This window comes from Dyadobacter sp. OTU695, assembly GCF_038440355.1.
GTDB lineage: Bacteria > Bacteroidota > Bacteroidia > Cytophagales > Spirosomataceae > Dyadobacter.
This window is the reverse complement of sequence record NZ_JASATN010000030.1, coordinates 1-17521: the sequence shown is the minus strand read 5'-3', so window position 1 is coordinate 17521 and position 17521 is coordinate 1. Positions and strand designations below refer to the sequence as shown.

The window sequence follows — 17521 nt, the reverse complement described above, 5'->3', positions numbered from 1 at the left end:
GCATTATGGAATAATGAAAGTCTTTTCATAGACCTGTCCATTCTCCGAAACTGTTTTGAGGATGTACTTGCCAGACGAAAGTCCTTTCACATCCAGCGCGCGGCTGATCTGTTTGAATGCCTTCACCTGGCTGCCGGAAAGGTTATAGATATTAACCTCAAGCATTCCGCCTTCCGGCAAATCCAGCGTGATGACACCACCAGCAACGGGGTTGGGATACAGCACCAGTCCTTTACCGGAAGCGCTGAAGTCTATGACTTCGATTCTGCTATATGCTGAGCTGCCATCCCAATCCACTTGTTTAAGGCGGTAGTAGTTTTTGCCTGTCATTGGGGTTTCGTCCGTGAAGCTGTATCGGAGCAGTGAACTGCTGTTCCCGTCTGCGGTCTGGCTACCAACAAAGCCTATAGTTTGCCAGTCGCTGCCCGCGGCGCCACGTTGGATTTCAAACCCCTTGTTATCAGACTCGTCCGCGGTTTCCCACGTTAGCTGTGCCGAGCTGCCTTTCCTGGCCGCCTCAAAACGGACGAGACGTACAGGGAGCGCCGTTTCATTGGTGGTCGAAACATAAACAAATGAAGAGAATGAAGTAACATCGTCAAACTCGACGTAACTGATACCATCTTCGACACCCGAAGCACTTGGGGTCAGGGCGATCGCCTTGGCAGGATTTAGAAGTCCGTCGGCATTGATGTCCGAGCGGGCCGCATCCGCATCCCCCTCGAATTTAAACCAACCGTTGGTAACCGCACCGCTCACGATCGTCGCGTCCAGCTCGCTCTGGCTGAAATATACCCGCACTTTCACGCCTGTGTACGTGCCATTAGTAGCATCGGTTATTGTCGCCACCCGTGGCATCAGCTTGGTATGAATCGTGCCGTTGAATTCAGTCCCTACCGGATCTATGGTCACGTCCAAATTGCCGAGCTGTGCGCCTGTCAGACCATTAATCGCCAGATATTTATCTGTTGAGGTAGTCTGTTTTGCATAGTTCCAACCATCGGTAGCGCAGGTAGAGAAATCCGGTGCTGCGGTAACCGCAGCTGGTAGATTCACGATTCCCGAAGCCCAACCATTGACCTTGGCGAAGGTAAAGTATTTCACTCCCGCCGGGAAGCTGTATTGGGCCTCGTAGTCGGTGCCGTTCAATGTCAACGCCCTCAATTGTCTACCTGTGGCAAATTCCGCATCATTGGCCACGAGCAATACAAATTGACTGCACGATTCACCGGGGAATGTGGTATTTCCAACTGACGCCTGCGGGAAGCGGATCAACACCTCTTGGCCCATGTCAGTATTCTGTGCTTTCCAGACGCGGGTCATACGACGGCCGTTGGTCGCGCCTCCGGCGTAGGTGAATGTGGCATAGCTGGCAGCGCTGTTGGTCATGGCCTGAATTTGCCCATTGTCACCCCACATCAGGAACTGACCGTCAGCGATAGTGCCGGGATTGGCAGGGTTGGTAGCTGCGATCTGCCCTAGACCGATGGTTAACTGACCATTGGTATTGACGTGTTGGCTGCGGCTTTGCTTCTGGTGCAGGACAGAGATATTGTCGCGGCCTAAGCCTGCGACGTTCCTGTAAAACCCGGTGTTGGCGGCCGAGTTCCAGACAGTGTCGCCGGCAGATGTAATGTAGTTCACCGTATCAGCCAGGGTCACGCCATATTTGATGGCTAGGTAAGAGTCGACCTTGTTGCGTTCCAGGGGGGTGATATTGCCCGACCCGTAAACTACCAGTTCTCCGATGTGGCCGGTAAAGCCCGCATTATCGCTACCGTTGCCGGGGAACTGGGTTGTTCCGATTGTAAAGCCACCATTTAAATCGCCAATGGCGGGGTGTGTGGCCGTTGCACCTTTTGCCGCCCCGTTGAGCCCTTTGGCCACAGTCGTGTTGGTAAAGGTATGGTACATGATGCTTGGGCTGTTTGTCGACCAGCTAATATTGCCTGGATTGGCCAGGTAGCGGTAACTGTAAGTTGTGTTTACCCTTTCAACACTGTTGGCCGCATTAATACCGAGCCCGTCCCAATATGCGATATTGCCTGTCTGGTTAGCATTGTTAACCAGCGAGCTGAATATCCGTCCGTTAAAGCCTGCGGAAATTCCATCTTTGGTCAGCGTAAAGACATCATATTGCTGTGCTGAGAGCGTTTGAATGCCCAGGTTTCCAATAGTTTGATCGGCAGCCGTAAAGTTAACACCGGGGTTAAAATTGAAGTAATCAGCCGCCCCTGTTTTGAATTTCGGAAGCGCGACTCCTGTTACTTCACTGGCGACAATTCCAGAGGCTACGTCGGTCCATGCTGTTACGTCAGTGGCATCGCCGGTGTTAGTGATACTCATATCGGCACGGTACCATTGTGACAGCCCCGAGAAAACGCCGCCCGGCGCATTCTGGATCAATGTTGCGAAAGTGAAATACTGGCCGTCAGACAGGGTGACGTCTGCGTAGTTGTAAGCTACTCCGTTGATTGTCTGAGTATTGGAAGCCATCGGTGTAAAGGTATCCGAGCCATCGATTGTTGCATCGGCACTTTGCACCAGAGAGAGATTGTTCAAGCCGGCAGGCCATGCAACTCGTACGGTTCCAATGCTACTGGTATTCTGTACTTTCCAGATGGCTTTGAAGAGAACATTAACCCCGTGTCCGAGTCCACCATTGTAAGAGCCGGGGGCCTTCGTTTGTCCGTTGTCACCCCAGATCAGGAACTGGCCATTATCTAATCCAATGGCATTAGCTTGATTAGTGCTCGCAAGACCGGTAGTCCCGATCAAAACTTGTTGACCGGCGTTTACACTCCAGGACTGTTTCTGGTACAAACTTGCTTCGTTGTCACGGCCAATCCCTGCTATGTTGTGCTGATAGCCGGTATTCGTCGACGCATCCCAAACAACACTGCTGGCAGAATTGATGTAGTTTTGAGCGGTAGTCTGATCTAGTGTGATCCCGTATTTAATCGCGAGGTAACTATGTATTCTGGCAAGATCCTCATTAGCCATATCCCCGCCGGTAGGCTCGTGGTACAAAATAACTTCTGCTATATCTCCATTTGCGTTATCAGCAGTAGTTCCATCTGCGCCAACATAGGCACCCATAGTGGGCAACGTATAAGATCCGCCAGTTATCGGATATGGGGATGTATATACTTTTTGAAGGCCATTGTAGAAGCCACGCTGGTTGGCAGGAGACCCCGTTTTAGGCAAGATAGCCGAATAAATACCAAAACGGTTTTCCGTACCCGGACCGGCTGCGGCTGCATTATATCCATTGCCAATGGCAGGCAAGGGATAAATAAGACCTCCTTGCGGATATAGGAAGAAACCGTCATCGTTACCGCTAATAGCAAATATACTGTTGGCACTTGAAGTAGAGGCACTTAGCCGCGCTACCGTAATGTAGTGGACTGAGCCGCCAGTATTTAGGTAAGAAGTAGTGTTGTTTCTCAGGTAATTATTAGTCCCGTCGAACGAAAGCGTAGGATTAAAATTCCAGGTTTTGGCGTATGTGGTCTGATCGTTGTAGGGGATGTATGCGGCTGGGCTGCTCATTGTAAGTTTTACATCGCTGGCCGCCGAATTATTCCAACCTGTAACTTTCTTGTTTGCGTCAACTTCTACACCATTGTCAGCCTTGTACCACAAGGATAGGTCCACACCTACACCACCCGGACCAGTCAAATAACCGGCAAAAGTGAAATACTGGCCGTCAGACAAGGTGACGTCTGCGTAGTTGTAAGTGACCCCGTTGATGGCTTGGGTATTGGAAGCCATCGGTGTGAAAATATCCGAGCCGTCGATCGTAGCATCAGCGCTTTGAACCAGCGAGAGGCTATTCAAACCAGCCGGCCATGCGACGCGGACTGTACCAACACCGCCCGTGTTCTGTACTTTCCAGATGGCTTTGAAAAGTGCGTTAACGCCATGGCCCAGGCCAGCATTGTAATCTCCGGGGGCTTTGGCAAGCCCGTTATCTCCCCAAAGCAAAAATTGCCCGTCTGCAAGTGTTGAGCTGTGGGATTCATTGGTGCTGCTCAATTCGGCATTGCTGCCAATTAGTACCTGCTGGCCTGAATTTGTACTCCACGACTGCCTTTGGTCGAGAGAGCCACCAAGGTCCTTAGCGATACCGGCAATATTGAAGTGAAAGCCATTATTTGTCGCCTGGCCCCAGACCACACCTGAGGATGAATTTTTGTAGTCCCTGCTGCCTTTTGCATATGTCGTCCCATACTTGATAGCCAAGTAACTCTCGACACGGTCCATTTCGTCCTCCGAAAGCCTGTTATCAAAAACCATCAGTTCATTAAGCTGCCCGCTGAATGGGCCACAATCGCTATCCCAGCCAATGTACAGATCGCGGCTTGCATTATTAATGATTGCATTTTGCATTTCACTGCCCGAATAGCTTGTCCTTACCCCATCGAACGAGGTGGTCCCGCCCAAATAAGCAGCATTTGCTCCCGCACCATTCTGCCAACCTGCACCGGCTGTAAAAAACGAGTTAGCCGTAATTGGATCGCCTGAAAAGCCCTGGTAGCCAGGCCCACCGGTAAAGAAAAGCAATTTGCGGTCTGCCCCGAAATTGAACATATGCAGACCAGGATAGTTCATCGAAACATGAAACCCTAGAAAACCGCTATTCTGTACATCCTTTATCTTACCAGCCGCATACAGCGAACCGTTGGCCCGGTCGATCACATCGACACCATCCGGTGCAGTGTAAAACATCTGATCATTGCTCCCGTCAAACGTTACCGTCGGATTGAAATTAGCCAGTGTCGTGGTAGAAAATACCGGGCGGCTGGCGGTGGTAGCCTGCAAAAGATTGAAACCTTTACCCTGGTATTCATTCCATTGCTGGACTTGCTGTGCGTCGGTAGCCACAGTTGTACCGCCGTCAGAGAAAATTGTTCCCTGGGCATCCGCTTTGTACCAGGCGGCCGTGGCGACACCGCCGGGCGACTGAACGTAAGCAGCGAAAGAAAAATACTGGCCATCAGCTATGCTTACGTCTGCATAGTTATAGGAAAGACCATTGATAACCTGCGTATTGGCGCTCATGTCAGTGACAGGATCCGAACTATCGATGGTTTGATCGGAGCTTTGAATCAGTTTTAGATTTGTCAAACCCGCAGGCCAGGCAACGCGCACCGCGCCTACGCTACCCGAGTTCTGGGCTTTCCAGATCGCTGCAAAACGGAAATTGATACCCGCGCCCGTAAAAGCAACTACCGGCGCTTTGGCGAGCCCATTATCACCCCAGGTCAGGAACTGACCATCGGTAAGTGCAACTGTATTGGTGGCATTTCCATCGGCAAGGCCTGTTGTAGAGATCAATACCTGCTTGCCATCGTTGACGCTCATAGACTGCTTCTGGTTCTGCATCGTGCCCGCATCATGGGCGATCCCGGCAAGGTTGTTGTTATAGCCGGTGTTGGCAGCTTGGTCCCAGAATGTGGTCGTACCATTACTAGCGACGTAATTATGGGGCAAGGTCAGTCCATATTTAATAGCCAGGTAACTACGTACCCTGATCTTTTCGTCTTCGGTCAAATCACGCTCGTATGCGATTACCTCGCCGATCAGGCCGTTTCGTACCTCAGGCTGTGAACCCAAAACAGCCCCATTGGCATGAGCTGCATTACCGGCGGCAAAAGTATTGTTTACAGTTCCTGTCTGGCCATTCTGGCCGTACTTGATTCCTGCGGTGCCGACTGTGAAAGAGACATCATTTAAATACGTTTTCCCTACCTGGACCTGCGGTAATCCTGCGTTTGTGGTGTAGGGGTATAGAATAATGTTGGAAGCCAGGTTGGTGTACACCGGAGAATTCGCATTGATGAGCCCTGCCCCCGTAGTTGTTGCGCCAAAACCGATGATATCCGAGTAGCCCGAAACGTTTCGATTGACCGAAGTGGTAAAGAGTGTACTGTTAGAGCCATTTGCACTATACGGCCTGCCAGTGGGCACAACCATGAAGCGCGCGTCGCTGCCGGTCGTACCGAAATCGACAAATGGATTGAAGTTGTACTTCTCCGCCCCTACCGCGGGCACCAGGAATGGTTGCCGACCCGTGTTTGTCTGGGTAAAATTGTTTCCGGAGCCGGATGCATCCGTCCAACTGGATGGGGAGAAAGCCTCCGGCCTGAGCCAGATCTTTAAATTAGCCGCGACGCCCCCCGGTGATTGTGCCCGGGCCCCTGCCAAGCCGAGCACCGTCAGGGCAAGGATCGCCAGGCCACTGCGTAACTTTTTTTTCATGTTATGGTTAGTTAAATAAAAAATAATTAAGAGAGAACCGGGTGGCGAATGGTAGGTGCTACTGGGTAATCTCAACCCTGCACCTGCTCACTACCAGAGTAAGTGTATATTGCGAAAACAAGGGCAAAATAGATTCATGCATATAAAGAACGTTTCTTTATATACGTAACCATTTTCTGAGTGTCTGAAAAATTCAGAGAAGGGTGGTTGGCCGGATCTGTTTAGGTTTAGACATGACGATTTGTAGTTTATTCTGATGCAGGCGCCTGAATCAAAATAGTTTTAATTTGTCAAACAAATTCTATCTAATCCTACATGCAAATATTTCCATAATGTTTACAAATCATGTGTGAAAATCTGATCAATTTTAGATGACTTTTGGTTCAAATTGATTTTTTTCTATAAATCGATCGATTTTGAGGTAGAACAAGTGTCAATTTTCCCCGAAAGCCTCAAATGATGCATCTTGTTTTTTTAAGGTTTTGGCTAGATCAATAATGTTATTCACATTGGTTTTTCTGTAGATATTCGACTTGACGGTACTGATTGTCGAACTGCGCCTGTCCAGGGTATGAGCGATTTGGGAAGTCGTCATCCCTCTTATCAGGCAGCCGGCTACTTTTTGTTCCAGCCTGGAAAGCTCCGTTTTTCGTGGTTGTTTTTGGCGGGGCTGTTTGCGGGTGATGAGCTCATATGCAATTTTGCTATTGACATAGCGGAAGCCCATGGCAAGTGAATTGAGGCACATATCCAGGTCGCGGGCATCGAAATCCTCAGACAGATATCCCGCAATACGCCTCTTAAAAAAGGTGAACAAGAAATCACAAGATTTACGGTTATCGTAGACGACTATCGAGCAAAGTGGGCTGTATCGGTTCAGGCTGCTGGCCAGGTTGATAATTTCCAAATCTGAATGGCCTGTGCCGGAAATAAAGATAACCCCCGGGGCGCGGTGAGCATAGTTCCTTTCCAGTTCCGGACAATTGTCTGCTTCAATAATCTCTATGGATTTTCGTGTTTGGGCCAAAGTTTCCCTGAAACCAGTTTTGAATATTGGGCGAGGGTCAATAATAGCAACTAGGTCCACATTGGCGTAGGTGGGTGGCATTTTCATTTTATTAAGATACATTTTATGTTCTAACACTGTAATGCCGAGGTCTTTCAGTCCCGGGAAAGCAAATCATATAAATATTGGCAAATAGAGAAGAAAAACATCTTAGCTGAGCGCTTCAATGATCTTTTAATTGCAGCCGCAATCGGTATGGGTTAGTCTCCTTATTGTTACCATATATCCATTTGACCCGGTTGGACCTGGCTGGTTTGTCGGAGGGGGCTTCGGTGCCATATCTATAAAGATGCTGACGGTTACGCCTCGATCAGCTATCGACATTCAGTGGGAGCCCCAATTAAAGGCTTCGCCGGAACCTGCTTCATATTCAGTTATTTGGATGGAACAACCTACGATACAGCCGAATACAAATCTTTGGTAGCCAGAGATTTTACAAACCAGAAGTATTAATCTTGTCATGGCATAGGAATTCTGAGCTATTGGATATTACAGTCCTTGTACCTCTTTGCAAACATCGAAAAAAATGGAGAAACACAGCTATGAAAATCTTGTCAATTACTGGTGTTTTTTAGACCAACCTGTGTTGGTGGCCAAGATGATGAATCCATCGGTCGCAATGAGGTTAAAAAGAAAATAATGGTCGTTGCCGTAGAACGGAAATGAAATCGGACGGCCGACGCCGGGCGTTTCCCGAATGTATGGCCGTGTTATTGAAATGGCTGATAAAAAGAACTTGAAGAAATTTATGAGCGATAATATTCATAAAGATGCTTTGGTTCGTGCCGATGGATGGATTGGTTACAAAGGGCTTGGGATCTAATTTCCCAATCTGAGACGCGAAAAATCTGAGAAAAAAGGAAAACTTCCACCAATTGCATCGCAGCGTAATTGATGTTCAAGGCCTGGTTAAGAGGCACTCACCATTCTGTTCGCCATTTGCAGTCCTATATAAATGAGTACACTTACAGGTTCAACAGGTATAAAATGAATGAAGGGATATTTCAACACTTGATAAAAAGAATTCTCTCAAAACCGCCGTGCCCATATAAACTAATTATCAACTATTAGCCTCCTATTCACAATATTATTTGGTAATAAGTCGAGAGAATGCAAATAATAGGTATTGGGAGTTTGAGGATATGTATGTTTAAGCATAATACTAATAAGATCTGATCAATTATTAGGAGTTTGACCCAGGTTATAGTGCAACGGAAATCTATTTGAATAGACTAATATGGGACGCGTTAGATGATGTGATATTGACGCAGCCGTTTGAAATTTCCTATTAGTCATCTCAAAGACAATAATTTCTAGTATTGAAAGAGTTTTGGTCTGTTTATCTAATTAATTGTAAATATTGAATTTTTTTTACAAATTCGTGGTGGACAGTTTTAGCAATTTCGGGAGGTTTTTTTGTCAATTATTTCGTGTTGTAAGAATAGAGCCTTACCCATAAATTGTGGGGCTTAAAAAGAATACAATGCTTTGACATCCCTGCGATAAACCAGACAGCTCATAATTCCCAGAGAACCATCCTGTTTGTCAGTACCCCCCCCCCACAACTTTTTTTGAATAGAAATTTAAATTGATATATACTTGCAAAGCATTTTCTTAATGAAATCTGTCGAGTAGAGATGCTGTTCAAAATAACCATAATGTTTAGATCACTTTCCCAAAAATGAGGATGTGTGAGCCAATGTGTTGATTCACAGTTTCAAGTGGCGCCAAAAATCGGCGCACATTCTTGTTTATCCTGCTCGTCTTGAAATACAATGAAAAGCCAAACTGGGATGATGCGGATTTTAATGAAAGATTGACCACTATGGTGTTCAGTAGGAGTGTAAGAGCACCTTCTTCATCAACTTGCTCTATATAGTTGGGATTAATTTAACTCACGTTTTTTGAAAACTTTGTTTGTCTTTCGCCGGGCTGTGCTCGTTATTCTGATCATCTGTTCTACTCGTTTTGTCCAAGCACAGGCTTTTAGGAATCTGACCGGTATGGAAGGTGCGTCTATGTCCGATACCAGAGGGATAGTCCAGGACAAACAGGGCTTCATATGGTTTGCTACTAATGCGGGCCTGTTCCGATATGACTCGCGTACGCTAAAAAAATACCCGCATAATTCCTCAGATCCACACTCGATTTCCTCCGACATGTTAAATGCGGTCTTTTGCGACTCAAAAGGCAATCTTTGGATAGGTGGAACGGGCGGCCTCGATTTTTACAACCGGGAGACAGACAATTTTACGCACATTGATCACAATCTGCCCAACACCAACCCCGAACTCAATAACAACATCTATTTCATATTCGAAGACCGTGACCACAGGATACTGGTGGGAACCCCTTTCGGGCTGAACGCTATCGTGATTACAAAGGGCGGAACGAAGATCACTTATATTCTTCACCGTCCTGGTGGGCTTGACAAGGACATCTTTTCAGTGAGCCAAACAAGCGAAGGTGACCTCTGGGCTGGAAGCGATAATGGGATCGTCCATTTACCCGCCAATGGGGCCCCTCAACGTTTTTTTTATTTTAGTTCAGCCAATAAATCGCCGCTAATTAACGATTTCCGTACTCAGTATCTCGATAAAAGAAATGTAATCTGGCTGGGGCCGAGTGCGGGCGGGATCGTGCAGTTTGATATTGGAACGAATACATTCATACCAATGACGGGCTTCGTCGACCCTGAGGGGGGGACTCCCGTGGTAACTCAGATCCTGCCTGACGGCAAGGGCAAACTTTGGATGGCGACGCACTCCGGGTTGGCGTTGTTCGATCCTGCGAGCCGAAAGTCTACCTGGTACAGAAACCAACCCGGCAACATATATAGCCTGGCCGACAACCTCATTCAGACAATGTGTCTGGACCGACAGGGAGGGATATGGCTGGGAACGTACTATTTTGGCGTCAGCAATTTTTACCCTAATTCTCCCCGTTTCCTTCCATGGCCTTTTGTGGTAAACGGCATCTCCGATGTTCGCTATGCCAATTCATGGATGGGGAACTGCCGGGACGGTAAACTTTGGGTAATCGGGAAGGATCAGAAAAAGTTGTTCTTGTTTGACGCCTCAGGTATACAGGCGCGATCGTTCGATCTGAAATTACGACCCTCCTCAGACTATTATCATTTTTACATTGACACGGAAAATATGCTCTGGGCCGCAGGAAATACAGTACTGACAAGCTTCAATCTTGAAAGCGGGGTCTACCACCATTATCCTACTGTGGCCGTTGGAAGTGACAAGCTGCTAGACGACGGTAGGGTGTACGATATTCTAGAGGATTCGAGTGGCCGGTTTTGGTTGATAGGCACTTTCGGGGCACTATTGTTTGACAAACATACAGGCCGGTTCAGAAAATACAGATCTGTCACCTACGCCCACAGTATGTTAGAAGATTCGAAGCAAAATCTCTGGGTAGGCGGCGGAGACGAAGTATTCGTGCTCAAACATGGCGCGACCGACTTTGAAGAAGTGGCTACCGACAAAAGCCGAGTGCGTGGAAACTTTGCCAGGGTATGGCAAATGGCAGAAGATGGCGCAGGTAGAATATGGGCAGTCACCCGGCAAGGTTTGCAAAGCTTCGATTCCTCGTCGGGCAAATTCCGGCTTGACCCGAAAATTGCGCTTTTAAAAATCGAGGATTTCCAAATAGACAATGAAGGCTATTTCTGGCTTGCTACCGAGGCCGAGTTGACACGCTACCACCCTGACAAACACACCCTGCAAACCTACGGCTACCAAGATGGCCTTCCTTTCAACGGAATTTCGCGGCCTGCATCGAGCGTGAAGAGCGTCACCGGTATGCTTTACTTTACGACCAACAAAGGGATTTTTCAGTTCTCGCCCAGCCAGGTGACAGCAAGGGGCGGCACTTCCCGGTTGGTGTTAACGCAGCTGAAATTATTGGACCGGGAGGTAAGAGCCGGTGACGACACCGGTTTGCTGGCGCGAAACCTCGATCAAACCCAGGAATTGACCCTGCGCCATGATCAGAACATTTTTACGATCAGTTTTTCCCTGTTGAGTTTTCCAAGGTCGGAACGAAACCAGTATGCTTACAAGCTGGAAGGGTTCGACAATACCTGGACCTACACGGGTAGCCAATCTGCTAACTATATGAACCTGCCGCCGGGAGGCTATGTGTTCACCGTACGGGCTGCGAACGGGGACGGTTACTGGAACCCTGATCCGCTTCGCTTAAAAATCAATATACTGCCACCCAGGTGGAAAACCTGGTATGCCTACCTGGCCTATATTCTGCTGACTGCTGCCACAGTGTATGCGGTTACAAGGTTTTTCTGGCTACGAAGCTCGTTCCGAAAGGAGAATGCGCTGAACCGGGTCAAACTCGACTTCTTCACCAATGTTTCTCACGAAATCAGGACACACCTTTCGTTGATTTCGGCGCCGATGCAAAAAGCCTTCCAGCATGCGCACGAGGGCAGAACCGTTGAGCATTACTTGGGATATGCCAAAAACAACTCGGACCGGTTGCTATTGCTGGTCAACGAGCTGCTTGATTTCCGTAAGATACAAAGTGGAGGGGTCCGGCTGCAAGTGCAAGAACATGACGTGGTCAAAATTATGAAAAGCGTCATTGCCGCATTTGAGCATACTGCGAAGGAAAAGGACATCGAAACGACGCTAGCATGCCCGGACACGCCAGTACTGCTGTGGCTGGATATCGCCCAGATGCAAAAGGTGTTTTATAACCTACTCAGCAATGCATATAAGTTCGCACCGGAGGGGGGGAAAGTAGTGGTGCGCATTGTAGAGGCCTCCAAGGAGGTCAGTATCACCGTCCACGACAACGGCAACGGAATACGGGCAGAGCATTTGCGGAAACTATTCACGTATTACTATCAGGCGGATTCGGAAAAACCTGGCTATGGGATCGGGTTGGCGCTTTCCAAGAGCATTGTGGAGCAGCATCACGGCTATCTTACCGCCGAAAGCCGTCCCGAGACCGAAACTATGGCCGGCAGTACAACGTTAACAATCCGGATGCTGCGTGAAAACCGGCACTTTTCCCCCGAGCAAATCACCCCGAAAAACAGCGATTATATTGGCAGCACCTTATTGGAAACGGTGGCAACGTTGCCTAAGGCCCACAACGGCGTTTCTGCAAAGAAAGGCAATACGATTCTCATTATCGAGGATAACGATCAGTTACGCGTGTTTATCAGGGAGCTTTTCGAAAGCGAGTTCAACACGCTGGAAGCCGAAAACGGGCTTCGCGGCCTGCATCTTGCAAATGAGCACCTTCCGGACATTGTCCTGTCGGACATCATGATGCCTGATATGAATGGTTTGCAGGTATGCAGCCACTTGAAAGAGAATATTACGACTTCACATATACCAGTCGTGTTATTGACGGCAAGGGCACAGAACCAGCAAATCATCGAAGGGCTCGCCTCGGGAGCTGACGATTATCTTGTTAAACCGTTCGATCCGAGGATTCTTGAACTAAAGGTGCGCAACTTGATCCGGCTGCGAGACGATTTGAAAGAGCGTTACCGTCAGTCTGTCGTAGCGGACCAACTGGAGAGCAGAAACATTGCCCAGGACAAGAACCAGGAATTCATCACTAAACTCAGCTCACTTGTTAAAGAGAATATTTCCGATCGAGACTTTGGGGTTAATGAACTTGCCACGCAGATCGGAATGAGTGTATCATCGTTGTACAGAAAATTGAGGTCACTTACAGGGTTGACCATCAATGATTTCATGAAAACGGTCCGGTTTAATGAAGCTAAAAAGCTGCTTGATTCGGGAGTTTATAACGTCAGCGAGGTAAGCACAATGATCGGCTTTGATGACAGCAAGTACTTTAGTACAGAATTCAAAAAGATTTTTGGCAAAACACCGACTGAAACAAAGAGGGGTAAAGTTTCATGAACTGTGGCCATGGGAATTTATTGTAACAAAAAATGTACGTCCGGGAGGTTTGACAAACGGAAAACAGGCACGGGACAGTCGACCGACTATATAACCCGTAATCTACGGACTCCATTTTTTGGGACATCAATTAGGTCAATAACGTTGTTGACCTTTGTTTTTTGAAGACGTCGGACTTGATTTATTGCGGCTTGGGGCAATATTGCAATCCCGCATAAAATTGTTCGTTTGAAGTAACTTCTGACATCTGCACTACCGGAACTGGTGATTTTCTAATGGTCCTCAGTGCGGTCGAGGCACTAATTGCTGGCCGACAATCCTGAGTAAGCGTGCTCTTAGTTTGACACCGGCCTGCAAGCCGATGGCTGGTATTTGCTGGGCTGCTCTAAGGGGGGCCGTCGGGCATCTGGCGTAAAAACCAGAATACATGTCTGGGCAAGTACTTTACAGGGTAATTAGCCAACAAGAAGAAAAATTATGAAGGCTTACCAGGAGCTTAATCTGAACGGCTGACAAACTGGGCAGCTACCTACTGTGCTGGTCGCCAACAATCCAAGATATACAGTTTCCTGAGTGATGTCTTGGTTGCAAATTGTGAATCCAGTTGGAAATAGTGGGGGTATATGGATACCCACTCAGCTTAAAAGCTTACGAATTCACCTAAAGTGACGCTTAGCGACCCGAAAACTATTGATATGGCGGCTGGCCGCCACCTCTTCCAACTTCTTCACTAGCTGTACCGGCTGTTCGCGCATCGCATAGTGCCCGCCTTCCAGCGAATAAACTTTCCACCCACGGGCACGAGCCTTGTTCAGGCCCATTTTGTCATTGAGAGGATTGGATTGGCCATTTTTGATCATGACGATGAATGCGGACGGGATCTTTTTGACTTGTGGGTTGGTGATTTTTAAAGGCTCGGTGAACGTCTTGATCGGCTGCGGAACGTCTCCCGGAATGAGGCTACCGGCCTGGCCGAAGGGGTATTGCATAACGCTGTCCTTCACAAACGGCACCATCATTTTATCCCAAAGTTCACCACAGACGTCACGCGCGCTTTGGCCGTTGTCGGGGACCATCGCGTCCAGGTAAATAAGCTGGCCAATGCGGTCGGGCACCTGCTCGGCGACACCGGAAATGACCATTCCGCCAAAGCTATGGCCTACCAGGATGACATTGTGCAGTTTTTCGTAGCGGATTACGTTGACGATGTCGGCGATGTATGTGCTCAGGTTGACATCGGCATTCGCCAGATGCACCCGATCACCCAGGCCGGTGAGTGTGGGCCGGTACACGATGTCGCCTTTTGTTTTAAAAATGGAATCGACTTTGGCGTAATCCCAGCCGCCCGACCATGCGCCGTGGATGAGCATGAATGTGCGGGGCTTGTGCTTTTGTGCGAATGCGGCGGTACTAAAAGTGAATGCGAGAATAAGAATGAGATATTTCATGATTTTGCTTCAATGATGGTGATCAATGCGACAAAACTACCTACATTCACTTCCCAAAAGATAGTTGTTACCTCTGGGTAAGTAGTTACCACCAGGTAAGCAGCCGATTTGAAAACCCTATGAAAAGCACAGAACCTGTTTGCCAGTACGAGCTCAAAGCAGCTCGGGATGCCATGGAGGTGATCCAGGGCAAATGGCGCATTCCGATTGTCATTTCGCTCACTTACGGCACCAAGCGTTTCGGAGAAATCCACCGCGATATTCCCGACATTTCACCCAAAATGCTCTCGCAGGAATTAAAGGCGCTGGAAGAAAACAAGCTCATAACCCGCACTCTGCACGACAGCATGCCAGTGACGGTTGAGTATGCGCTGACGCCGCTGGGCATGTCGCTGCGCGAGCTTTTGAATGAGCTGCGGAACTGGGGCAAGCACTTCCGGGACGAAATTGTAGGCAAATGAAAACGGCTTTCACCCACAATCCCTTTATCCTCGCGCTGATCGCCCGCAATCTGACCGTCGAGATCCATCATCATTCGGCTTACCAGATCGTGTTGACCAATGATACCCCGTTCGACTCGACCATTGATGGGGTGAAGCATGAAAGCATCCACGGTTTTTTGATTAAACCGCACGTTTCCCACTTCTGTGTGGCCGGGAAAGGTACATTGAATGTGCTCAACATCGAACCGTATTCTGCCATCGGACTAGAACTGGCAGGGCGATTTCAAGCGGATGAGAGCTATGTTGTTTTTGAAACACCCACAGTTTCAAATGCTTTTTTCCAGACATCCACAGACAGTCTGGAAGTCGGCAATATGCTGGAAGCCTTGCTGGCGCGTATTCCGGCCGCTACATACGACGAGCGGGTGGCCAAAATCGTCGATTACATTACCGAGAACTATTTTCAGGCGGATATTACGCCGCAGACATTTGCCGATATCGTGTTTCTTTCCCCATCCCGTATGGCCTCGCTTTTCAAGCAGCAAACAGGCAGCAGTTTGTCCAAATACCTGCTGTGGACGCGGCTGCGGCAGGCCATTTACCTGATTCTCTCCGACGAAAGTCGGACGCTCACCGATGTTGCCTATGACACCGGCTTTTATGACCTGCCGCAATTCAACAAGTACATGTACGAGATGTTTGGGATGCCGCCGAAAGCGTTGAAACACAACAGCGACCTGATCCGAATCTACTAAACGCCTCCATTTACCGGTTGCCATCGCTACAACAGTGATCTGATACAAGTTTGTCCACAGCCCCGTCCGCACCTTTGTGATATCATTTTGAACAAAACAAAACAATATCATGAAAGCAATCGTGTATCAGGAATTTGGAAACGTGGATGTGTTACAAATGGCCGAACTTCCCAAGCCAGCTATCCAATCAGGCGAAGTACTTATCCGGGTCAAAGCCTTCTCCATCAACCCGATGGACTGGAAAATCCGAAAAGGGGAAGTGAAACTGATGTCGGGCTCGAAATTCCCGAAATACACTGGTGCTGATTTCAGCGGCATTGTGGAAGAGGTAGGCGGCGCAGTTGCCGGATTCGAAAAAGGGGACGAAGTTTTCGGGGTCGTCAAAAACATGATGAAGGAAGGCGCTTCCGCCGAGTACATCGCTGTGTCTGCTTTCCAAGTCTGGAAAAAGCCTTCGAATATCACTTTCGCCCAGGCGGCATCGCTTCCGGTGGTGAGTACTGCTGCCTTGACGGCTATCGAAAAAATGGGGCGCATTGATTCAAACACAAACATTTTGGTCAATGGCGCTACCGGTGGTTTCGGGATGATACTGCTTCAACTTCTGAAACAAAAAGGCGCCCATGTAACAGCGGTGACCAGCTCGAACGGCATTGCGTTCGCGAAAAAATGGGGTGCTGATCAGGTGATCGATTATCGCAAAGAACAGGTGCTGTCCGGTAACGAAACCTACGACATCGTCATCGACCTGTCGGGCAAAATGGGCTATGCGAATGCGAAGCAGATCATGAAGCCGCATTCCAGATTTCTCAACCCCACGCCTAACCCGATAGAAATTCCTACTTCATTGATCCAAAACCTCTTCACGGGTAAAAAGCACGTGATCGTCCTTGCCAGTCCATCCACAAAATACACCAATGAATTGCTGCAAGCGGCCGGGCAAGGGCTGGATATCCAGATTCATAAAGTCTTTCCTTTCCACGCGTTTCAGGAAGCATACCGCTACGGCGAGCAGGGCGGCTACACAGGTAAAGTAGTGATTGAATAACAGTGATCTGATACAAGTTTTTCCTCCCGCAGCGGGGGACATTTGTATCAATTCAAATAAAATCAAACAACCAACACAATGAAAAAGAACATCGTAGTACTCGGCGCCACCGGCACGGTAGGGAGTAAAATTGCCCAAATCCTGATTAGCGAAGGCCACCGCGTGACGCTGGTGGCAAGACATACCGAAAAACTGGAAACGTACCGTGAGCAGGATGTGGAGATCGTCTCAGCGGAGATCACCGACGCGGATCAGCTCACCCGGGCTTTCACCGGCGCGGACAGTGCGTTCGTACTCCTGCCGGACAATGTGAAAGCAGACAACACACGGGCATACCAGCGACAGGTCACCGGCACATTAATCGAGGCGATCCAGCGCTCTGGAATCCGGTACATTGTCAATATGAGCAGTCTGGGCTCGCATATGCACGAGGGCAACGGCATCATGGGCGGCACGGGCGAGCAAGAAGTGAGGCTTAATCAGCTCGAAGGTGTGAATGTGCTGCATATCCGTTCTGCCTATTTTATGGAAAACTTCCTTCGCACGATCGGTCTGGTCAAACAGGCCGGGATCAATGGCACCGTGGCG

At 48.6% G+C, this 17521-nt stretch carries 8 protein-coding genes; 5 read left to right on the top strand and 3 right to left on the bottom strand.

Annotated features, from left to right (window positions below; genetic code table 11):
- Positions 1–3: 3 nt before the first annotated feature.
- Positions 4–6264, bottom strand: coding sequence for a T9SS type A sorting domain-containing protein (locus AAHB90_RS30360; protein WP_342089074.1), 6261 nt, complete (start codon positions 6262–6264; stop codon positions 4–6).
- 433 nt (positions 6265–6697) lie between these two features.
- A complete protein-coding gene (locus tag AAHB90_RS30355) occupies positions 6698–7372 on the bottom strand; it encodes a LuxR C-terminal-related transcriptional regulator (RefSeq protein WP_342089073.1) in 675 nt (224 codons plus the stop codon).
- Positions 7373–9234: 1862 nt separating this feature from the next.
- Between AAHB90_RS30355 and AAHB90_RS30350 the strand changes: the two genes are divergently transcribed.
- Entirely contained in the window at positions 9235–13239 is a 4005-nt protein-coding gene (locus tag AAHB90_RS30350) for a hybrid sensor histidine kinase/response regulator transcription factor (RefSeq protein ID WP_342089072.1), read from the top strand.
- A gap of 656 nt (positions 13240–13895) precedes the next feature.
- Here the strand turns inward: AAHB90_RS30350 and AAHB90_RS30345 are convergent.
- Positions 13896–14687: an alpha/beta fold hydrolase gene (locus AAHB90_RS30345; protein ID WP_342089071.1), complete on the bottom strand. Its 792-nt coding sequence runs from the start codon at positions 14685–14687 to the stop codon at positions 13896–13898.
- A 119-nt stretch (positions 14688–14806) separates the two neighbouring features.
- On the opposite strand from AAHB90_RS30345, the gene AAHB90_RS30340 reads away from it, so the two are divergent.
- From AAHB90_RS30340 to AAHB90_RS30325, 4 genes are all read left to right on the top strand, one after another.
- Positions 14807–15148 (top strand): winged helix-turn-helix transcriptional regulator, encoded by a 342-nt coding sequence (locus tag AAHB90_RS30340; protein WP_090153783.1) that lies wholly within the window; start codon positions 14807–14809, stop codon positions 15146–15148.
- Positions 15145–15885 (top strand): AraC family transcriptional regulator, encoded by a 741-nt coding sequence (locus tag AAHB90_RS30335; RefSeq protein ID WP_342089070.1) that lies wholly within the window; start codon positions 15145–15147, stop codon positions 15883–15885. The genes AAHB90_RS30340 and AAHB90_RS30335 overlap by 4 nt, the downstream gene beginning before the upstream one ends.
- A gap of 109 nt (positions 15886–15994) precedes the next feature.
- The gene (locus AAHB90_RS30330) at positions 15995–16933 is read left to right on the top strand and encodes an NADP-dependent oxidoreductase (RefSeq protein WP_342089069.1); all 939 of its coding nucleotides are present in this window, start codon (positions 15995–15997) and stop codon (positions 16931–16933) included.
- Between the two features lie 78 nt (positions 16934–17011).
- Positions 17012–17521: SDR family NAD(P)-dependent oxidoreductase (locus AAHB90_RS30325; RefSeq protein WP_342089068.1), on the top strand; the 510-nt coding region annotated here is incomplete at its 3' end.